Annotated in this window: 18 protein-coding genes, 1 tRNA gene and 2 pseudogenes; 5 read left to right on the top strand and 16 right to left on the bottom strand. The window is 66.6% G+C overall.

The annotated features are described in order from the left end of the window. The 3 genes and pseudogenes from KHC23_RS15970 to phnE all read left to right on the top strand — a co-directional run. Positions 1-238: pseudogene (locus KHC23_RS15970) on the top strand (hypothetical protein); the annotation flags it as partial. 70 nt (positions 239-308) lie between these two features. Then, entirely contained in the window at positions 309-1,178 is an 870-nt protein-coding gene (locus tag KHC23_RS15965) for a phosphonate ABC transporter ATP-binding protein (protein ID WP_213373652.1), read from the top strand. Next, positions 1,171-2,004: a phosphonate ABC transporter, permease protein PhnE gene (gene phnE / locus KHC23_RS15960; protein WP_213373651.1), complete on the top strand. Its 834-nt coding sequence runs from the start codon at positions 1,171-1,173 to the stop codon at positions 2,002-2,004. Before KHC23_RS15965 ends, phnE begins: the two co-directional genes overlap by 8 nt. 21 nt (positions 2,005-2,025) lie before the next feature. Here the strand turns inward: phnE and treY are convergent, their stop codons facing one another. The 4 genes from treY to KHC23_RS15940 form a co-directional block, all read right to left on the bottom strand. Further along, the gene (gene treY / locus KHC23_RS15955) at positions 2,026-4,548 is read right to left on the bottom strand and encodes a malto-oligosyltrehalose synthase (protein WP_213373650.1); all 2,523 of its coding nucleotides are present in this window, start codon (positions 4,546-4,548) and stop codon (positions 2,026-2,028) included. Continuing rightward, positions 4,545-6,323, bottom strand: coding sequence for a malto-oligosyltrehalose trehalohydrolase (gene treZ / locus KHC23_RS15950; RefSeq protein ID WP_213373649.1), 1,779 nt, complete (start codon positions 6,321-6,323; stop codon positions 4,545-4,547). The genes treY and treZ overlap by 4 nt, the downstream gene beginning before the upstream one ends. Next, the gene (gene glgX, locus KHC23_RS15945; protein ID WP_213373648.1) at positions 6,320-8,383 is read right to left on the bottom strand and encodes a glycogen debranching protein GlgX; all 2,064 of its coding nucleotides are present in this window, start codon (positions 8,381-8,383) and stop codon (positions 6,320-6,322) included. The genes treZ and glgX overlap by 4 nt, the downstream gene beginning before the upstream one ends. An 86-nt stretch (positions 8,384-8,469) precedes the next feature. Continuing rightward, the gene (locus tag KHC23_RS15940) at positions 8,470-8,733 is read right to left on the bottom strand and encodes a hypothetical protein (RefSeq protein ID WP_213373647.1); all 264 of its coding nucleotides are present in this window, start codon (positions 8,731-8,733) and stop codon (positions 8,470-8,472) included. Positions 8,734-8,951: 218 nt separating this feature from the next. Between KHC23_RS15940 and KHC23_RS15935 the strand changes: the two genes are divergently transcribed. Further along, positions 8,952-9,737: a hypothetical protein gene (locus KHC23_RS15935; protein WP_213373646.1), complete on the top strand. Its 786-nt coding sequence runs from the start codon at positions 8,952-8,954 to the stop codon at positions 9,735-9,737. A gap of 223 nt (positions 9,738-9,960) precedes the next feature. Here the strand turns inward: KHC23_RS15935 and KHC23_RS15930 are convergent, their stop codons facing one another. The 3 genes from KHC23_RS15930 to KHC23_RS15920 form a co-directional block, all read right to left on the bottom strand. Next, entirely contained in the window at positions 9,961-11,166 is a 1,206-nt protein-coding gene (locus KHC23_RS15930; RefSeq protein WP_213373645.1) for an NAD-dependent formate dehydrogenase, read from the bottom strand. Positions 11,167-11,435: 269 nt separating this feature from the next. After that, positions 11,436-12,347 carry a LysR family transcriptional regulator gene (locus KHC23_RS15925; protein WP_213373644.1) on the bottom strand — a complete coding sequence of 304 codons (912 nt, stop codon included), beginning with the start codon at positions 12,345-12,347 and terminating at the stop codon, positions 11,436-11,438. A gap of 47 nt (positions 12,348-12,394) precedes the next feature. Then, the gene (locus KHC23_RS15920) at positions 12,395-13,327 is read right to left on the bottom strand and encodes a CHAD domain-containing protein (RefSeq protein ID WP_213373643.1); all 933 of its coding nucleotides are present in this window, start codon (positions 13,325-13,327) and stop codon (positions 12,395-12,397) included. A gap of 155 nt (positions 13,328-13,482) precedes the next feature. On the opposite strand from KHC23_RS15920, the gene KHC23_RS15915 reads away from it, so the two are divergent. Further along, positions 13,483-13,559: transfer RNA gene (locus KHC23_RS15915), tRNA-Met, on the top strand. Here the strand turns inward: KHC23_RS15915 and KHC23_RS15910 are convergent. From KHC23_RS15910 to KHC23_RS15875, 9 genes and pseudogenes are all read right to left on the bottom strand, one after another. Then, on the bottom strand, positions 13,516-14,598 hold the full coding sequence (locus tag KHC23_RS15910; RefSeq protein WP_271188660.1) for a recombinase family protein: 1,083 nt from the start codon (positions 14,596-14,598) through the stop codon (positions 13,516-13,518). The two genes, KHC23_RS15915 and KHC23_RS15910, sit on opposite strands and share 44 nt — an antisense overlap. A gap of 11 nt (positions 14,599-14,609) precedes the next feature. After that, on the bottom strand, positions 14,610-14,828 hold the full coding sequence (locus KHC23_RS24455) for a hypothetical protein (protein ID WP_246544677.1): 219 nt from the start codon (positions 14,826-14,828) through the stop codon (positions 14,610-14,612). Positions 14,829-14,838: 10 nt separating this feature from the next. Further along, positions 14,839-15,102: a type II toxin-antitoxin system prevent-host-death family antitoxin gene (locus tag KHC23_RS15905; protein ID WP_246544676.1), complete on the bottom strand. Its 264-nt coding sequence runs from the start codon at positions 15,100-15,102 to the stop codon at positions 14,839-14,841. A gap of 351 nt (positions 15,103-15,453) precedes the next feature. Continuing rightward, a pseudogene (locus KHC23_RS15900) lies at positions 15,454-16,026 on the bottom strand (hypothetical protein); the annotation flags it as partial. Positions 16,027-16,278: 252 nt separating this feature from the next. Beyond that, the gene (locus KHC23_RS15895) at positions 16,279-17,658 is read right to left on the bottom strand and encodes an aldehyde dehydrogenase family protein (RefSeq protein ID WP_213373642.1); all 1,380 of its coding nucleotides are present in this window, start codon (positions 17,656-17,658) and stop codon (positions 16,279-16,281) included. Positions 17,659-17,710: 52 nt separating this feature from the next. After that, positions 17,711-18,010: a putative quinol monooxygenase gene (locus tag KHC23_RS15890; protein ID WP_213373641.1), complete on the bottom strand. Its 300-nt coding sequence runs from the start codon at positions 18,008-18,010 to the stop codon at positions 17,711-17,713. A 94-nt stretch (positions 18,011-18,104) separates the two neighbouring features. Further along, positions 18,105-18,782 (bottom strand): type 1 glutamine amidotransferase domain-containing protein, encoded by a 678-nt coding sequence (locus tag KHC23_RS15885; RefSeq protein WP_213373640.1) that lies wholly within the window; start codon positions 18,780-18,782, stop codon positions 18,105-18,107. Between the two features lie 41 nt (positions 18,783-18,823). After that, positions 18,824-19,012, bottom strand: a complete 189-nt coding sequence (locus KHC23_RS15880) for a hypothetical protein (RefSeq protein ID WP_246544675.1) — start codon at positions 19,010-19,012, stop codon at positions 18,824-18,826. Positions 19,013-19,176: 164 nt separating this feature from the next. Beyond that, a complete protein-coding gene (locus KHC23_RS15875; RefSeq protein ID WP_246544674.1) occupies positions 19,177-20,148 on the bottom strand; it encodes an alpha/beta fold hydrolase in 972 nt (323 codons plus the stop codon). Positions 20,149-20,173: the final 25 nt, after the last annotated feature.

Raw genomic sequence — 20,173 nt, 5'->3', positions numbered from 1 at the left:
GCGGAGACGACAATGCACTAACAATCAATTCGGACCACTCGGTGGGGGCCGATCAAAGGTGCGCGAGGCCTTCCTTCAGCATGGCGGCGAGCTGATGGGCGCCGTGCTGCAGGGCGACGACAACCAGAAGTTCAAGGGCGGCACCTTCATCACCGACGTGAAGGACAGCGATTACGACTATGTCCGCTCAATGTACCGCACCATCGGCATCGAGAGCTTCGGTTCCTTCGTCGAGTGATCCCCACGCATGACGCCGGACGGGCATCGCGCCCGTCCGGCGTTGCCTTTTTTCCGTGATGGAGGCCGCCATGGAGCACGTTCCCGTACAGAACGTCGCCACGCCGAGCGCGGTCGGGGCGAGACCTGGCGGCTCCGAACCCGACCACCCGCAGATCGGCCCGCTGGTGAAGGCGCCGGCGCGGGCCCCGGCCCCGCAGATCATCGGTGCGCGCGGCCTCGCCAAGACCTATCCGAACGGCCAGGCGGTGTTCGCCGGCGTCGATCTCGACATCCGCGCCGACCAGCGCGTGGCGCTGATCGGCTCCAACGGCGCCGGCAAGTCGACCCTGCTCAAATGCCTGATCGGCCTGCTGCCTTCGACCAGCGGCGAGATCACCACGCTGGGCGAGCGCTTCCTGGCCGCGCCCACAGGCGCGCAACTGACCCGCCTGCGCCGGCAGATCGGCTTCGTGTTCCAGAATCACGGGCTGGTGGGGCGGCAATCGGTGCTCACCAACGTCATCCAGGGCAAGCTGGGCCTCAAAGGCAGCTGGCGCGCCTGGCACCACGCCCTCGCCCGACAGGAATGGCGCGAGGAGGCGATGGCGGTGCTGGCCGAGGTGCGCCTCGCCGACAAGGCCGACGCCCGCGCCGACCAGCTCTCCGGCGGTCAGGCGCAGCGTGTCGCCATCGCCCGCGCGCTGATCCGCCGGCCCAAGCTACTGATCGCCGACGAGCCGGCCGCCAGCCTCGACCCGGCGGTGGGACGCGACATCATGCGCATCTTCTCCGAACTCGCCGGCGAGCACGGCATCACCCTTGTCTACACCACGCACGACATGCAGCACGCGCTCGACTATTCCGACCGCATCGTCGCCCTGAAGGACGGCCGGGTGCATTTCGACCGGCCCACCGCCCGGGTCTCCCCGCGCGATATGGAGGGCGTATTCCATGGCTAGCACCACGTCGCCGGACACCGCCTCACCCGCCATCGCGCGCACGCTCCCCCCGCCCCGGCTGCCCTCGATCTCGCCCATTTCCTTCACCCTTATCGTGGTGGTGGCCGCGCTGTTCCTCGCCTCGATGGGCCAAGTCGCGCCCTCGCCGGAGAAGCTCGCCAACGGCCTGCCGCGCATGGCCGAGCTGGTGGGGCGGATGCTGCCGCCCAACACCGATCCCGGCTTTCTCCAGCGCATGGGCTGGCGCATCCTGGAGACGCTGCAGATCGCGCTGGTCGGCACGGTGTTCGGCGTCATCATCAGCCTGCCGATGGGCTGGCTGACGGCGCGCGGCATCTCGCCGCTCGGCGCGCTGCGCCATTTCCCGCGCGCGCTGGTCTCGCTGTTCCGTACCGTACCCGATCTCGTCTGGGCCCTGCTCTTCGTCTCGACGCTCGGCATCGGCGCGGTCGCCGGCACCATGACCATCGTGGTCGACACGGTCGGCTTCTGCGGCCGCTTCTTCGCCGAGGCGATGGAGGAGGCCGACAAGAAGCCGCAGGAGGCGCTGCATGCCATCGGCGCCAACCGGGTCACCGTGCTGTGCGGCGCCATCCTGCCCGATGTGATGCCGACGCTGATCAATTCCTCGCTGTTCGCGCTGGAAAAGGCGGTGCGCTCCTCCGTCGTGCTCGGCCTCGTCGGCGCCGGCGGCATCGGGCAGGAGCTGAAGGTGGCGTTCGACCTGTTCCAGTACCGCAACGCCTCGGCGATCATCCTCGCCATCTTCGTCATCGTGCTGGCGATGGAGTTCCTCACCGACCGGCTGCGGGCGAAGTTCCAGTAGCCGGCCTCCGCGCCGATCCGGCTAGCCGGCCGAGCCGGTCTCCGCCAGCAGGAACGGCCAGTCCGGACCGATCGCGGGGCCGACAGGAAGCCGCCAGCCGGCAGGCAGATGCTCCACGAGCCCCGCCGGCACCTCGTCGCCGCCCGGCACCCGGGTCGGCACCATGATGCGCACGCCATGGGCACCGCTCCGGCGCTCGAAGCCGAACCAGCCTGCTGGTGACGGCGCGATGTCGAGCGGCCGATAGTCGCCGACGGTCAGCGCCGGGTTGCGCCGGCGCAGCGCCAGCAAGTGCCGGGTCAGGCGGAAATATTCGGCAGCGGCGGCAGCGGCCGGCCCCTGCCCTGCCAGCGCCCTGGTCCGCGCCTCCCAGTCGACCGGCCGCCGGTTATCGGGGTCGACCAGCGAGAAGTCCGGGAATTCGGTGCCCTGGTAGATGTCCGGCGTGCCCGGCAGCGTGTGCTGGAGAATGAGCTGGGTGAGCCCGACAACCCGCGCCGCGGGGGCGATGTCGGCGACCAGATCCTCCAGCCGCGCGCGAAAGTTAGCCGCCTCCGGCGCCTCGACCAGCGCGCGGGCAAAGGCAAGGCCGGCCTCTTCATAGACCGCGTTCGGCGCCTCCCAATTGCTGTGCCGCTTGGCCTCGCGCAGCGCCTTGGTGAGGTAGGTCTGCATCCGCTCGGCCGAGATCGGCCAGGCGGAAACCAGTGTCTGCAGGATGAGGTGCATGTCCAGCGGGTCGGGCATCGCCATGCCGTCCCTCGCGCGCAGCAGCGGCGCGGCCAGCGCCTGCGCCTCGTCGACGAAGCCGAGCCAGCGTTCCGGCCGGAAGCTGAGCGCGGCGAGGCGCGAGCGGGTGGCGGGACCGCGCTTGGTGTCATGGGTGGCGAGCGGGATGAGATCGCGGGCCGCCGCTTCCGCGCGGGCGGCGGCACGTGCGTGCATCTCGTCGATGGTGCGGAAGGGATGGTCGAGGCTGCCGCCGACTTCATTGGCGCAGAGCAGAACCGGCACGCGGTAGAGTTCGGTATCCTCGAAGCCCTTGGCCATGGCCGGGCCGCTGAGCTGCTGGAAGCGCGCGCGGAATTCATGGTCGCTCGCCCGCTGCGGGTTCTCCACCCGGTCGAGCAGCAGCGCCGCGGCGGCCCCGGTGAGCGGGTTCTCATAGTCCCCGACGCGGGCGCGGATGGTCGTCCAGATGGCGATGTCCTCCGCCTCGTGGCCGGCACGGGTCGCATAGGAACGGTAGACCGGGCAATGTGCCAGCAGCGCGACCACGCCGTCGCGGATCGCCGTGTCGGTCAGGTCGCCGGCAGCCATGGCCGCGTCGAGCCCCTCGCGTGCCAGCGCCGCCAGAATGTCGACCTCGGCCTTGAGGCTCGCCTCCAGCACCTGCCGCTTGGCCGAGACGAGCCGCTCCGGCAGCGACCCGACGAGCAGGTGCCGCGCGCGCAGGGCCTCCTCGAAGCGGGCATAGCCGTCCGCATCGACACACAGCGCGTTGATGTCGTTCAGCCGCTCATAGCCGGTGGAGCCCTCGATCGGCCAAGAGCGCAGCGTCTCGCCGGGCTCAAGAATCTTCTCGACCAGGATCGGCACGTCGGGCCCGACGGCGGCGCGCAGCCGGTCGCAATAGAAGGCGGGGTCGACCAGCCCGTCAATGTGGTCGATGCGCAGGCCGTGGACGAGGCCGCGACGGACGAGGTCCAGCGGCAGGCGGTGGACGAGGTCGAACACCTCGGGGTCCTCGACCCGGACGCCGGCGAGATCGGTGATGTTGAAGAAGCGGCGGTAGTTGAGATCGTGCGCGGCGGTGCGCCACCAGGCGAGGCGCCAGTGCTGGGCGTCGAGCACGGCGGCGAGGTCCGCCTGCGCCAGCGCCGCGTCGAGCGCCCGGCGCTCACCATCGCCGAGTCCCGTGAGAACGGCGCGGGCAGCGCCCCGCCCGGCATCGCCCGGCGCTTCCTCCACCATGGCGAAGCAGTCGGCCGGCGTGTCGAGCCCGGCGGCACGCAGCAGCTCCGCCACCGTTTGCGCCCGCAGCGGGAAGACATGGTCGGCATAGGCGGCATTGATGCGCCCAAGCTCGTAATCGGCGTGCAGCGACAGCCCGCCGGCCTCCAGAGTCGCCTTGAGCGGATCGCCGAGGGTCGGCAGCAGCAGCCTTCCGCTCTCCCATTTCACGTCGAACACGCGGGCGGCGGAGGAGCGCGGCCCGCCTTCCAGCATATCGTTCCAGAACGGGTTGTGGCTGGACGCCGCCATGTGGTTCGGCACGATATCGAGAAGGACACCCATGCCCCTCTCGACCAGCGCGCGGGCGAGGCACGCGAAACCCTCCTCGCCGCCCAGTTCCGGGTTGATGCGGGTCGGGTCGACGACATCATAGCCATGGGTGGAGCCGGGCACCGCCAGGGCGATCGGCGACGCGTAGAGATGGCTGATCCCCAGCTCCGCCAGATAGGGCACCAGCGCCTGCGCATCGGCGAAGGTGAAGCCGCGATGGAATTGCAGGCGATAGGTGGCGCGCAGGGCGGGGATCATGCGGCGGCGAGGCTCCAGACGGCGGCGGCGAAGGGGTCCAGCGTCAGATTGCCCCCTGCCTCATGCAGTACCCCGCCAAGGCTGGCCCCCGCCGGCATGCCGGCAAACCCGGTCAGCGGGTCGATCGTCACCGGCCGGCCGCCGGCGTTCAGCACCATCACCAGCGTGCCGGCGTCAAAATGCCAGGCGATGCGCAGCGCGTCCTCGGTCCGCCTGTGCTCGCTGCCGAGAAAGCCACTGGCGGCCAGCGGCCAGACCAGCTTGCGGCGCTGTTCGGTGAGGCGGCTGAAGGCGTCGAGTTCGGCGCGGGCCTGCGGCGTGCGCATGTCCTCCGCCTGCAATTTGGCCGAGATGAAGGTCGCCTCGCTCAGGGGATCGGGGAAGCTGGCGCCATGGGCGTCGAAGAAATCGGCGAATTCGCTGCGGCGGCCCTTGCGCACCGCCTCGGCAAGCTCGCCGTCGAAATCGCAGAAGAACGGGAAGGGCTGGGTGAGCAGGGCCTCCTCGCCCTGGAACAGCAGCGGGATCGCCGGCGAGAGCATCAGCACGAAGCGCAGGAAGGCGAGGCGTTCCGGCGCCAGCGTCGCCGCCAGCCGGTCGCCGAGCGGGCGGTTGCCGATATGGTCGTGGTTCTGGGCGAAGGCGACGAAGGCGTCGGGAGCAAGTTGCGTGCAGGGCGTGCCGCGCGGGTCCCCGTCCGCGTCCGGGTAGGGATCGCCCTGGAACACGAAGCCCTCGGCAAGCGCCCGCCCGGCCGCCGCCACCGGGTCGCGCGCATAGGGGGCGTAATAGCCGGTGCGCTCGCCGCTCGCCAGCACATGGAAAGCGTGGTGCCAGTCGTCGTTCCACTGCGCGGTGTAGAGCTGTTCGTCGCGCGTCATCCAGCCGGCGATGTTGTCGTGATTCTCCAGCACCAGCCAGGCGTCCGGGCGCACCGCGCGGCAGGCGGCGGCCATCTCGCGCAGGAAGGTTTCCGCCCCCTTGGTGGCAAGCGCGTGCACCGCATCGAAGCGCAGCCCGTCAAAGCCGAATTCGGAAAGCCAATAGGCGGCGTTCTCGGTGAAGAAAGCGCGCACCGCCTCGTTCTCAAGGTCGATCGCCGGACCCCAGGGCGTGTCGACATCTTCGCGGAAGAAGGATCTGGCGTAGAGCGGCAGGTAGTTTCCGCTCGGCCCGAAATGATTGTAGACGACGTCGAGCATCATGCCGAGGCCGCGCTCATGGGCGGCCTCGACCAGCGCGCGCAGATCCTGCGGCGTGCCATAGGCGGTGTCGGGGGCGTAGAGCAGCACCCCGTCATAGCCCCAGTTGCGGCGCCCGGCGAAATCGGCGACCGGCATCAGTTCGATCACGGTGAAGCCGGCATCACGGTAATGGTCGAGCCGGTCGATCAGCGCCCGGAACGTGCCTTCCGGCGTGGCGGTGCCGACATGCACCTCGGCGATGATCGCCTCATGCCACGGGCGCCGCGGGCTGGCCGGCACCGGCGCCAGGGGCGCCGGCACCAGACTCCAGCCGTCGGCATCCTCGGCCTGGCCATGCGAGGCGGGATCGGGAACCGCGACGGCCGCCTCGCCGTCGCCGATACGAAAGCGGTAGCGGGCGCCGGGCGCGAGGCCGGGAAGCGCCGCGGCGAAGAAGCCGTGCCCGGCCTTTTGCATCGCCACCGTCGCGGCGCCGTCAATCTCCAGCCCCACGGCGGCAGTGTCGGGAGCGTAGAGGCGGAAGCGGGTGAGATCGCCCTCGCGTTCCGGGCCGAAGCGGGTGTGGTTCATGCGCGCCATTCCCAGAGGATGAGGGTGCGGGCCGGCACCTCGACATGCCCGCCACCCTCGACGCTGGCGCCCTCGATCTCGTCGTCGGTGGCCAGCACCGCCTCCCAATGGCCGGACTGCACCGGCGGGGCGACGAAATCGATGTCGACATGCGAGGCATTGAGCATGATCACCAGCGAGGGCTCCTTCGGCAGCACCGGGGCGAGACGAAGAGTAATGCACTTGGAGTGCGGGTCGACCCAGTTCTCCTCGGTCATCCGGGTGCCGCTATTGTTGAACCAGGCGACATCCGGCTGTCCCATCGCGTTGCGCGAACCGGTCAGGAATTCCGGGCGCGAGAGGCAGGAATGGGTCTTGCGCAGATGGGCGAGGCGGGCGACGAATTGCGGCAGCTCGGGATCGTCGTCCGACCAGTCGACCCAGCCGATTTCGTTGTCCTGGCAATAGGCATTGTTGTTGCCGCCCTGCGAGTTGGAGCGCTCGTCGCCGGCGAGCAGCATCGGCACGCCCTGGGAGAGGAACAGCGTGGCGATCAGGTTGCGCTTCTGCCGGCGGCGCAGCGCATTGATGGCCGGGTCGTCGGTCTCGCCCTCCACCCCGCAGTTCCAGCTCTTGTTGTCGTCATGGCCGTCGCGATTGTGCTCGCCATTGGCCTCGTTGTGCTTGTCGTTATAGGTGACGAGGTCGTGCAGGGTGAAACCGTCATGGGCGGTGATGAAGTTCAGGCTCGACCAGGGCCGGCGGCGGCCTTCCGAGAAGATGTCCTGCGAGGCGGCGAAGCGGGTGGCGAAGCTCGGCAGCAGCCCTTCCGAGCCGCACCAGAATTCACGCACCTTGTCGCGGTAGTCGCCGTTCCATTCGGAGAAGCCGGGCGGGAACGCCCCGAGCTGGTAGCCGCCGGGGCCGACATCCCAGGGCTCGGCGATCAGCTTGAGCCCGCCGAGCGTGGGGTCCTGCAGAATGGCGTTGAAGAAGGCGTGCCCGGCGTCGAACCCTTCCGGCCGGCGCCCGAGCGTGGTGGCGAGGTCGAAGCGGAAGCCGTCTATGCCGTAGACGGAAGCCCACATGCGAAGTGAATCCATCACCATCTGCAGCACCCGCGGGTGATCGGTGTTCACCGAATTGCCGCAGCCGGTCAGGTCGTCATAATAGCGGGCATTGCCGGGCAGCAGCCGGTAATAGGACGCGTTGTCTATGCCCTTGAAGGACAGCGTCGGCCCGAGATGATTGCCCTCGCAGGTGTGGTTGTAGACCACGTCGAGGATGATCTCGATGCCGGCCTGGTGCAGCCGGTCCACCGCCTCGCCGATGGCGTCGAGCCCGTCCTCGCCGAGATAGCGCGGCTCCGGCGCGAAGAAGGACAGCGTGTTATAGCCCCAGTAATTGGTCAGCCCGCGGTCGAGCAGGTGGCGGTCCTGCGCGAAGGCATGCACCGGCAGCAACTCCAGCGAGGTGACGCCGAGCCGTGAGAGGTAGTCGACGAATTCGGGCTGGCCGAGCGCGGTGAAGGTGCCCCGGATGCTTTCCGGAATGAGCGGGTTGACCATGGTGAGCCCGCGCACATGGCCCTCATAGATCACCGTCTTCGCCCAGGAGACGCGCGGGTGCTGGGTGGCGGCCATGGGGGTGCCGACCACGACCCGCGCCTTCGGCATGAACTTGGCGCTGTCGCGCTCATCCATGATCAGATCGGCATCCTCCCCGGCGCCGATCTTGTAGCCATAGAGCGCGTCGTCCCACTTGATCTCGCCCACCAGCATGCGGGCATAGGGATCGAGCAGCAGCTTGTGGGGGTTGAAGCGGTGGCCCGCTTCCGGCGCCCAGGGGCCGTGCACGCGCCAGCCATAGACCTGGCCGCGGCCAACGCCCGGCAGATAGCAGTGCCAGACGCCATTGGTGCATTCGTGCAGGTCGATCCGCTCCAGCTCGGTCTCGCCATAGCGGTCGAACAGGCACAGCGTCACCCCCACCGCATTGTCGGAGAACAGCGCGAAATTGGTTCCTCTCCCGTCCACCGTCACCCCGAGCGGAAAGGCGGAGCCGGGCCGTATCTTGCGCATGATGGGGTTCACCGTCAGGAGGGAAGGAGGCCGGCGGGCACCGCCGGCGGGGCGGCGGGGCCCGACATTGGACGGAGGCGGCGCGTTCAGTTCCAACCCCAATGGTTCGCGCGCAAATGGTTCGCGCGCATGGGCCGCGCGGCACGCCCCAACGCGCGGCGGGTGCCGGGCGGCTGGCCAGTTCGCGCCGCATCCGTCAGCACCCCCAACGTCGACCCCACCCGCGGATGGGCGGAATAGGCCCAGCGTCCGCACACGAAGTCATAAGCGCCGCGCAGGGTGCGCAGACGCCGCCCCTCGCGGGTCTGCAAAGGGCGGTCGAAGTCGGCGTCCCGATGGCGGTCGGACATGGATGCTCTCGTCTGGTGGACGCTCGCAGAACGCGCATGCGGGACGAAAGGTTCCGGGATCCGGCCATTTACCTGCCGGTCCTCCGGACGCTTGGTCGCGCATTTCTAATCACACGATAGCTTGTGCCTGCAAGCGTATATGGGCGATGATCGGCCGCCTCTCCGGCGGAGGGCGGTGTTCGGGGCGGCGCGGCCGCAAATCGTGAAAGCGGATTGTGATGTCCTATATCGGCCGCCTGGTGAACGCACTTGAAAGGCTTGGACCGCTTGGCCTGGCGCGGCGAACGCTGCGCGAAGTCTATGCGCGGACGCTTCGGCCGCTCCTCCCGCGGTCGCGACCTGTTGTTTACAGTGGCGTAACCGTAGCGCTGTACCGACACGTCGGCGATGATTTCGCGGGGCGGATGCTAGGCTCGTTCGGCATCGACGATGTTCCTCGATACGAGGAGACACTTCTCATCGCGCTGAGAGCCCATGTCCGCCCCGGCGACACCATCGTCATTGTCGGGGGCGGGGCCGGAATCACGGCTGTCGTCGCGGGGCGGCTGGTCGGGGAGAGTGGACGGGTGATCTGCTTCGAGGGTAGCAAGAGACAGGTGGACCTTATCCGAGGCACCATCGCTATCAACGGGCTGGCGGACCGGGTGACCATTCGGCATGCCATCGTCGGGCCCGCGATCGGGGTCTATGGGGAAGCGGGAGCGGCTGCGAGTCTGTCTGCCGCAGATATCCCCCCCTGCGATGTGCTCGAATTGGACTGCGAGGGGTCCGAGATAGACATATTGCAGAATCTGGCATTTTCGCCGCGAATCATGCTGGTGGAGACGCACGGCATGTATGGCGCTTCGTCGGAACTCTGCGAGCAACTGCTGGAGGCGCGAGGCTATCGCGTGGCCACGCTTGGGTACGCCGAACCGCGGGTCGCTGCCTTTTGCGAAAGCAACGATATTCGAATACTCGCGGGGGAGGCCATCGCTTCCAACGGCATTGTCGGCGCCACTTGATTGGCGTTCCCGTGTCGAGGCTTGTCGGCATTTGCCGCGTCGAGAGGCGTTTCTTTGTCGATCAAGTGTTTCGACCACGTCTTGGTGCAGGCCGACGCAACAAAAAGGCGTCCCACCGATTTCGCGGAACGCCTGAGTTCTGGCCTCGGGATGGTGGGTCCTTGGGAGAGGGCCGGCCTCCCGTTCGCGGCGGGAAGCCGGCACGTCTTACATGTGGACGGGCTCAGACCGCCTTCTTGAACTTGGCGGCCTCTTCCGAGCCGCCGGTGGCATTGCCCTTGGAATAGGAATGCGCCCCGGTGCCGGCGAGGGCGCCGCCCTGCACGATGAGGTACTCGTCGCGGATCGCCCGACCCTCGAAGAAGCATTCGAGGATTTCGCGCGTGCCCGCCGCATAGCGCGCCTGGGCGGAAAGCGAGGTGCCGGAAATGTGCGGCGTCATGCCGTTCCACTTCATCGTCCGCCAGGGGTGATCCTGCGGCGCCGGCTGCGGAAACCACACGTCGCCGGCATAGCCGGCGAGCTGGCCGCTTTCCATCGCGCGGGCGATGGCGTCGCGGTCGCACAGCTTGCCGCGCGCGGTGTTGACGAGGTAGGCGCCGCGCTTGAACAGCTTCAGCGTCTCGTCATTGATCATGTGCTCAGTTTCGGGGTGCAGCGGGCAGTTGAGCGTCACCACGTCGCAATGCGGGTACATCTCCTCGCGCGAGGCGTGCCAGGTGAGGTTCAGCTCCTTCTCCACCGCTTCCGGCAGGCGGTGACGGTCGGTGTAGTGCAGCTTCACGTCGAACGGCGCCAGGCGGCGCAGCACGGCGAGGCCGATGCGGCCAGCCGCCACGGTGCCGACGCTCATGGCTTCGAGGTCGTAGGAGTGCGCTACGCAGTCGGCAATGTTCCAGCCGCCCTTGCGGGCCCAGTCATGCGAGGGAATGTAGTTGCGCACCAGGCCGAGAATCATCATCACCACATGCTCGGCGACGCTGATCGAGTTGCAGTAGGTGACCTCGGCAACGGTGACGTTGCGGTCGATCGCCGCCTGCAGGTCGACATGGTCGGAGCCGATGCCGGCAGTGAGCGCGAGCTTGAGATTCTTCGCCTTTGCGATGCGCTCGGGGGTGAGATAGGCCGGCCAGAACGGCTGCGAGATCACCACGTCGGCGTCGACCAGTTCCTTCTCGAACACCGAATCCGGTCCGTCCTTGTCGGAGGTCACGACGAAGGTGTGGCCGTTGGATTCGAGGTATTTGCGCAGGCCGAGCTCGCCCGAGACCGAGCCGAGAAGCTCGCCCGGGGTGAAATCGATCGCCTTGGGAGTCGGCAGCGTCTGCCCGCCCGGATAATGATCAATCTGCGGCAGGCCGTCGCGGGCGTAGCTCTTGGGGTAGCCGTCGATCGGGTCGTCGTAGAGCACGCACAGAATCTTCGCCATCGGGCCTCTCCTCACATTGGGGTAAGCGGGGACGCTTCCGCCGCGCGACACGGCAGACGGTCAAGATTGGCGGCCGAGCCGCCACTTGCCTGTGCTGTGGTACCGCGTGCCGCGATGGTGCGCGGCGCGGCGGGCGTCCTTCCTGCCGGTCCGGCGTGCGGGCTGTTGCTTCCCGCCTCGCCGCCGACCCTGTGACTGTGGACCGGCAGGAGGAGGGCTTCAAATTGAAAGGGGTGAACAATTGATAGATGGCGGAAATGAAGTCTCCGCTATTTAAAGATGTTCTCAATCGAATGTTCGCGCCCGAAGCTCTGCGCGAGCTTCAGCAGCGCCCCGGCCACCGGGCTCAGCGGGTCCCGCTCCGACAGGACGAGGCCGATCGGCTGGACGTGGACCGGCTCGACCAGCGGCACGCCGACAAGGTCCGAGGCGTCGCCCAGCCCGCGAAAGCTCGCCTCCGGCACGATGCTGTGCCACGGGCCGCGCCGCACGAACGCCCACACGCCCATGAAGGAATTGGTCTCTATCGCCGGTTGCGAGGCGATGCCCGCCTCGGCCATCACATGGTCGATGATGCGGCGATTCTGCATGTCCGGCGTGAGCAGGCACAAGGGCTGCGCCGCCGCTTCCGCCCACCGCAGGGTGCGCCGGCGCGCCAGCGGCTCGTCGGGGCGGGTGATGAACACATAGTGCTCGCGATAGAGCGGCAGGCGGCGCACCCGGTTGAGCGGCTCGTTCTCGAGATAGGTGATGCCGGCATCGAGTTCCATCTCGTCGAGCCCGCGCTGGATCGCCGCCGAGCTCAGCGTGAGCATCTGCACCTTCACCTCCGGGTGCCGGTCGCGGAACGGCGCCAGCAGGGCCGGCGCGGCGGCGGTGGCGGCGGGAATGGCCCCGACCCGCAGCGTGCCGGTGATCTGGCCGCCGGTCTCGGCCTTCTCCTGCCTCAGGCTTTCATAGTCGGCGGCGATCTGGCGGGCCCAGCCGAGCACCCGCTCGCCTTGCGCGGTGAACCCGAGGAAGCGATGGCCGCGCACCACGATCGGCACGCCGAGTTCCTGCTCCAGCTTGCGGATGCCGGCGGAGAGCGTCGGCTGGGTGACGTGGCAGGCCTCCGCCGCGCGGCCGAAGTGCTTCTCGCGTGCCAGCGCGACAAGATAGTGCATCTGCCGCACGAACATGGGCGCCTCCCGCAGGCGCCACCGCGCCGGCGGCGGGGAGGGCTGCGTTATTTCCGTTCGGATACAGCAGACATATAGGCGGAAAGGCGCCGGCGAAAGGCCTTCGGCTTCTCCGCGAACAGCCGCGCGTGCAGCCGCAGCGACGAGCGGGCGAGCTTCGCCTGCCGGGCACGGATGGCGTCGAGCAGCTCGGTGCGCCACAGCGGCGGCCTGCCGGCGCGCGGCGGGCGGGCCTCGACCAGCGCACGCAGCACGGCGAGGTCGTGATGCTTGCCGAGCTTGTCACGCAGGCGCTGCAACTCGTCCACCCATACCTGGCCGAGGGCCGGCCAGAGCGGGCTGACCAGCTCCATCTGGTAGCGCTGCGCGATGACGGCCTTGCGCAGCTCGTGCAGGCTCTCCTCATCCTCCGCATCGACCGCGCGGCCGGTGCGCCGCGCCCGGGCATATTCGTCCGCCAGCGCGTCGACCAGCGCCTTGTCGTCGACCGCGGCACCGAGCCGCGGCAGCACCTCGGCAAACTGGGTCAGCTGCGATTCGAGCCCCGCGCGATGGCGGCCGACGCCCTCCCCCTGCCCGGCGCCCGGCGCCGGCCCCAGGGCGCGCGCCGCCGCCCGGCGCGCGCCCCCGGACAGGCCGGCCTTGGCGACGAGATCGTCCAGCGCATCCTCGCGGGCCGCGGTGTCGCGCGCCTGCGCCAGCTGGCGGGCCGTCTTCGCCAGCGCGCGCCGCAACCCCCGGGCGGTATGGGCGACCGCGCGGTCGGGGGCGAGCGCGGCCAGTCGCAGCAGCGCCCGCAACCGCTTGAACCCCTTGCGCAGGTCGTGCACCGCCTCGACCGGGTCGCGCAGGTCGAGCGCCGCCGACGCCTCGGCATGCGCCTGCCGCAGGCCCGACATCAGCCGTTCCGGCACCGGGGGCGTCTCCGCAGGCAGGCTGTCCACTGCTTCGGCAGCGCCGGCGGAATCGTGCTTTGACATAAATTCTCTTTCTATTACAATTAGTTAATCGATTCTTTCAGCCTCAGCGCGACGATCCGATGACAAAAAGATAGCCCGCCCCCCTTTCATTTGGCCATCCGCATTGCTAGATACCCGGCGTCGGCAGGCCGCTACGGCGTCCTGTACGGCTCTGACGCGGGGTGGAGCAGCCCGGTAGCTCGTCAGGCTCATAACCTGAAGGCCGCAGGTTCAAATCCTGCCCCCGCAACCACTGATACCGACAAACCCGCAGCCTCGGCTGCGGGTTTTGTTTTTTTGCCGATCTTTCCGATTGCTTGGCGCTCGGTCCATTCGAGGATGGTACGCAGTTCGCCGTGCAATGCCGCGAACATCTCGCCTCGTTCATTGCCGGGCGTGAGCACGATCCGCTCGATCAGCATCCGCAAAGCTTCCGCTGCTTGAGGTCTTTCTTCCGGCCTGTTCAGCGCGCGAGTCAGAGTCGCGACCTTGCTCGCATAGATGACCGCGGCCCTCGCCAGCATGTCCGGTACGTCGTTGGGAACATCGACCAGTAGCTCCGAAAGCTCCTTCTTTCGGGCCTCCAACGCGTCCATTTCAGCCTTCATGCTCTCGTGGAACATTCCGGCCTTAATGGCCTCGATGATGCCCCTGATCTGCTTCTCCACCTTGGCCAGCTCCGCTTTCCAGGCGTCGCCATTCGAGTGGCGTTCCCGATTGAGCCGGTTCGTTTCTTCGGCATAAGCACGCATCGCCTCAGCCACGACCTCAGGCGCCATCATCCGGCCCTTGAGACCGGCCAGCACGCGGCGCTCCAAGTCCTCGCGCGGGATCGTCCGGCTGTTGGAGCAGGTACCCTTGCTGATGTGGTTTGAGAAGGCGAAACGGTCGGACCCACGCAGAGAATACGGACCACCACAGCAGCCGCAGAATATCAGCCCCGAGAGCAGCGATTTCGGCCGGCGTCCCCCGTTCAGTCGATTCTTGGTATGGTGATCACGGATGGCCTCGGTGACATTCACGTACTTCTCGGTGATCTCGCCTTGCCGCTCGCGCACGGATTGCCACAGCTCGTCGTCGACGATGCGGAGCTCGGGGACGTCCTTGACGATCCATTCCGATGGCGGATTCATCCGGGAGACGCGCTTCCCGGTTGACGGGTCTTTGACATATCGAAGCCGGTTCCAGAGCAAGCGGCCGATAGAGAGCTCATTGTTCACGAGGCCGGTTCCGCGCTTGACGTGGCCGCGGATCGTGGTGTCGCTCCAAAGTTTGCCGCTCGGGCCGGGAATGCCCTCCTCGTTCAGTCGCCGCGCAATTGTGCGCGGACCACCGTATCGCCGGACGGCAGCGTATAGGTGATCGGCAGCAACACTACATAGCGAGGGCGCACAAGGGAATCGGTCGCGGCGACGAGGCAGGTCGGGCGATCCTTGCCTTGATCGCGGCCGGCAGCTGCCTCGTGCGTCCAGATATAATCATAGCGGAGGATGAGGCCGGGCTTTGGCTCGGGAAACGCCACGCCGAGCGCCCTACTTCATCAGGCCGTTCAGGTGCGCGTGCTCGGCGTCCATCTCCGCGCGCTCCACCGCGTCGATCACCACATCGATGGCGTCGGCCGTGCGGTGGGTCCGCTGCGCGGCGGCCCGAAGCCAATCATAATGGTCAGCGGACATCAGCACGAACTCGCGGCGTCCGTGCCGTGTGATCTCCACCGGCTCGCGCTGGGCCTGATGCTGGAACTCACCGAACTTGCGCTGGAATTCGAGGGAGCCGACTCTCGCCAGGGCCGGCATCCTTTCAGATCGAATGCCAGAATTATACGTATAATTTGTTTATGGGCAAAGCTGGAACTACACCTCCTCGCCCGTCGAACGGCTCCTCCGCACCTTCCGGTCCGGCTGACGGTCCGAGTGCCTTGATGCTGTTCCTGTGCCGCTTGAGCGCCATTGCGTCCGAGAATCCCGAGCCGGAAAGGCCCCGGAACGACCGAAGACCTATCCGAGCGCATGGGAAAGCCCCAAACGACAGTCGTGCGGCGAAAAGGACGCCATCACGTACAAATAGGATGCCTTGACTGAGAGATTACAAGCGCCGCAGCGAAAGCAAGGGCGTCGAATACGCCATTCCTGTCCCGAATGAGCGACTTCCCACGCGGTGTAGAAGCCGCGCCGACGCTCCCGCCATTGGATGTACCAGTCCCACACGATCGGGAAGACCAGCAGACTGAAGCTCAGATTCTCCAGCGGCACGCCGAAGCCATGGACCGCGCCGTTGGGTGAGGCCGCCAGCGCACCGAACATCAGACCGAGATGCTCGACCTTCTGGGATGCCGTCTCCTCGCCCCAGACACCGTTGCGCTGATAGCCGAAGGCCGTCAGCGTCGCCGTCTTGAACCGGACGAGGTCCGCCATCTCCTCGGCCAGCTGGGGCGGCGCATCGAGGGCCGCACTTGCGAGGTCCGGATCCGGCAGCGATCCATCCTCTTCCCGGCAAAACCGGTACAGCCCGCGCGGCCGGGAGGATTGGTCGAGCAGGCCGGGAAACCGGATCGAACAGCGCCGCTTCATGGCAGCGGCCCGGAAGCGACGATAGTCGGTCGTTCCCGAGATCACCACGCGCTGCACCCACTCAAGGATCTCCTCCCTCTCTCTCAACGGGCGGCGATCAAAATCATGCGGCAGGTGCCAGGCGAGGCGCCGTCGCTCGGCTCGGCTGATGCCGACAATGGTCCCCGCCGGACCGCAATGAAGCCGCAGCGATCTTGTTCAACGGCTGCGGTCGATTAGGCTTATCCTGGCGGTCGTGATCGACCTCTTCTCCCGCCGCGTCGTCGGCTGGTCCATGCAGGCCCGTCGAACGACCAACGTCGTGCTTCACCGGAAGCACGTCCGGGACGAGGTGCTGTCGCCGTCGCGTTCGAACGGCAGCACAAAGCGAAAGCCGAGGGCGTCTAGAAAACTTGGAGTTGTTCACTGTCGCTTGAATACGATCATCTTCTCTGCGGTCATTTCGTGTGCCGTGTAGGGAATGCCGCCGACGCCGTAGCCGGATTCGCGCCGCCCGGCGAACGGCATCCAGTCGGTACGAAACGCGCTGTGATCGTTGACCATTACCGCAGAGGCATCGAGGCGCTCGGCGGCGTCGAACGCGACCTCAAGGTCACGCGTGAAGATGCTCGCCTGGAAGGCGACGGGGAGCGAATTGGCGGCCACGATGGCCTCGTCGATCTCGTCATAACCGTAGATGCAGGCGACGGGCCCGAATATCTCATACGTTGAGACCTTCGCATCGCGCGGTGGGTCGACGAGTATCGTCGGCCGGAGCGTCGTCTCGTTGACGCGTGCGCCGCCGATCTGGCGGCCGCCCGCAGCGACGGCTTCGTCGATCCAGCTTTCCACCCGTCGCGCTTCGTCGGGTTTGATCAGCGGGCCGACTTCAGTGTCGGCGTGCGTCGGATCTCCGACCCGCAGTTGTTCCACCCGCGCAGCAAAACGCTCGATGAAGGCCTGCCTGAGCTCCGCATGCACGTAGATGCGCTGGACGGAGACGCATACCTGGCCGGCGTGATAATAGCTCCCCTTGGCTATCGGCTCGATGATCGTGTCCAAATCGGCGCTGCGATCGACGATGACGGGTGCGACACCGCCATGCTCAAGCGCGCAACGGGTTCCGGGCGCCAAAATCGACCGCAGTCGCCAGCCAACCTTCGCGGACCCGATGAAGCTGAGAAAGGCGACGCGTGGATCCGTCGCGAGGGCTTGGGACAGCTCGCCGCGTTCGGGGAGCAGCGTCTGCACCCAGCCGTCGGGCATGCCGGCCTCATGGACCAGCTTTACGAGTTCGAGGCAGGAAAGCGGCGTTGTCATTGCCGGCTTGACGATGACCGGACAGCCGGTCGCTATTGCGGGGGCGATCTGGTGCACGATGAGATTGAGCGGATGGTTGAAGGCGGAGATCGCCGCCACCACGCCGATCGGCTCCTTGATGGTCCAGGCGCGACGGTTCTCGCTCGCGGCAGTGAGACCCATCGGTATCTCGACGCCGCCTCGCGCGCGCAACAGGTCGGCCGCGTTACGGATGCCGTCGATCGCCCGGTCGGTCTCGACCAGTGCGTCTGTGTAGGGCTTGCCGCCTTCGCGGGCGATCCGCGTTGCAAACGCCTCGCGCTGCTGTTCGACGAGGCCGGCGAGTCTATGAAGGACGGCCATCCGCTCATGCGGTTGCAGCCACGCGGCCCGATCCTGAAACCGGGCGCGTGCCGTCTCCAGCTTGGTTTCGAGTGCTGACGCCTCGTCCGTCGGCAACTCGGCGATGGGCTTGCGGTCGAAAGCTTGCACGACCTCGATCATGCCTGTCCTCCTTATCAAAGCAGCCAGGCTGCATGAATCCGATGCCCGCCGGTTACCTGACCTCCACCGCCTCCGAGACCACCGCCGTCCGGTCGGCCAGCTCGGGCACCCTGGCCAGGTAGGCTTGATAATGCGGCGAGTTTCGATGGTCTTCGACGGCCGCGACGTCCCGGTACAGCTCATCGATCACGTAACGCTCTTCGTTTGATGCGTCGCGCCAGACATCCCAGCGCAGGTTACCCGGCTCGGCCCTGCAATGCGGTGCCATGCCGACGAGCAGCGCTTTGAGCTCGGCGCTCCGGCCCGGGTACGCCGTCAGGATCGCGGTGATCTTGGATGGCGATTGCGTCATGCAAAGCTCCTGATGAAATGGGCGCGTGCGCCTCCCCTCCGCCAAGCTTCAAGCTCGCGAACTGGAGCCGCACGCCGGATATTTCAGCCGCGTCTCACTGATTTACCGCCTTGAGAGCGGCGAGCAGCTCTGTCGCCAAAGGTCCCGCTGAGGCCGGGTTCTGGCCGGTGATGAGCCGCCCATCGACGACGACGTGAGGTTCCCAGTTGGCGACAGACGAGTACTCCGCCCCCTCCGCTCTCAGCGCGTCCTCGAGTTCGTAGGGCACGTCATCGCGGGCGTAGTCGTATTCTTCCTTCTTCGAGAACGCGGTGAGCTTCTTGCCGCGCGCGAACGGCGTGCCATCGCCGAGATCCACGCCGAGAAGGGAGCACGGGCCGTGACAAACGGCAGTCACGAACTTGCCGGTGGTCCAGGCGCGCACGATGGCCTTCTGCACATCCGCATTGCGCGCGATGTCGACCATCGGCCCGAGGCCGCCGGGCACCAGGATGGCGTCGTAATCCGCCGCATCCACCTCAGACAGCTTGCGGCTGTGATTGAGCCGACGAAAGGCCTTGCTCTCGAGAAACTCCTTCTGGGCGGGATCTTTCTCGTCATATGCGTCGTGGGGCGTCCATCCGCCGGCAGGAGACGCAAACTCGACGGCAATCCCCGCCTTGTCGAGCACGTCGAAAGGATGGGCGACCTCCGCGAAAAAGAAGCCGGTCTTGCGATTGTGTGGACCGATCACGGATGCGTTGGTGACGATGAACAGGACATGTTGGGTCACGGGTTTCTCCTTGTATCTTGCTTGCGCATGCGTTCAGGCTGTCAGAACTTCACCACCGTCCGACCGACGATTTTGTTGTCGCACGGAAGGTCGAGGTATTCGTTGATCTGCTCGAAGCCGATGATCTTGATCGTGTGCTGGATGTTGCCGTCGGCAGCGAGCGCCATGACTTCGCTGAGGTCCGTGTTATTGCCCCAGAACAAGCCATGGAAGGTCTGCTCGCCCGACACGCGAGGGAACAGCGGGACATCAATGCGATCATCCGCTTGGCATCCGAAAAGACCAGAGTGGTGGAGGAACGCGGCATTGTGCGGCTCACTTTGGCGTTTGGCGTTTGGCGTGATGTCTCTGTTTTTGGCAGGCGCCCGGCCCGGTCAGTCACATCGCCCATCCCTCACGGCGATCCCGCCTTCCGATCGAGAAAGTCGCGGATGAGGGGAGCCATTTCCGCCAACCTGTCCTCGAGTGCGAAATGACCGCTGTCGAGGAGATGGAATTCCGCGTCCGGCAGATCCCGAAGATAGGGATGGGCTCCTTCGGCCGGAAAGATCTTGTCGTTCTTCCCCCAGACGATGATCGTCGGCGGCCTGCGCTTCCGGAAGAATTCCTGGAATTGCGGGTAGAGCGGCACATTGGTGCGATAATCGTAGAATAGGTCTAACTGGATCTCGTTGTTGTCGGGACGGTCGAGCAGTGCCTGATCATGGACCCAGTTGTCCGGGCTGATGCGGGAGAGATCACCCATCCCATCGGTGTACTGGAACTTCGTTGTCGCCGGGGTCAGCAATCCCAAGAGTGCCTTGCGGTTCGCAGGCGTATTCGCGGCCCAGTAGGCCTTGATGGGATCCCAGAAATCCTGGAGCCCTTCTTCATAGGCATTGCCGTTCTGGACGATCAGCGCGCTGACGCGCTCGGGATGCTTGAGGGCGAGGCGATAACCGACCGGCGCGCCGTAATCCATGAGGTAGAGGGCGTAGCGCGTTGCGCCCAATTCCTGCAACAGCGTGTCGATCATGTCGGCGAAGTGCGCGAAGGAATAGTCAAAGCGCGTGTGTTCGGGGGCGTCGCTCTGGCCGAAACCGGGATAGTCCGGTGCAATGACGCGATATTTGTCCGCCAGCAGCGGGATCAAATTCCGGAACATGTGCGACGAGGTTGGAAAGCCGTGCAGCAGCAGCACCACGGGGCCATTGGCGGGGCCAGCCTCGCGGTAGAAGACCTTCACGCCGTCGATTGTCTCGTACCGATAGTGCACGACAGGCACTGGCCGCCCGGCCACCGCTGCTGCGCTTTGCTGCGCGGAGGCATTCGGGGCGCCCAGCAGACTGAACAGTACGGGCGCAAGAGCGAGAACCATCCTGATCATCGTTGCCTCCATGTTTGCCGAGACC

Source organism: Ancylobacter dichloromethanicus, from assembly GCF_018390645.1.
GTDB lineage: Bacteria > Pseudomonadota > Alphaproteobacteria > Rhizobiales > Xanthobacteraceae > Ancylobacter > Ancylobacter dichloromethanicus.
This window is presented reverse-complemented; position numbering and strand designations above follow the sequence as displayed.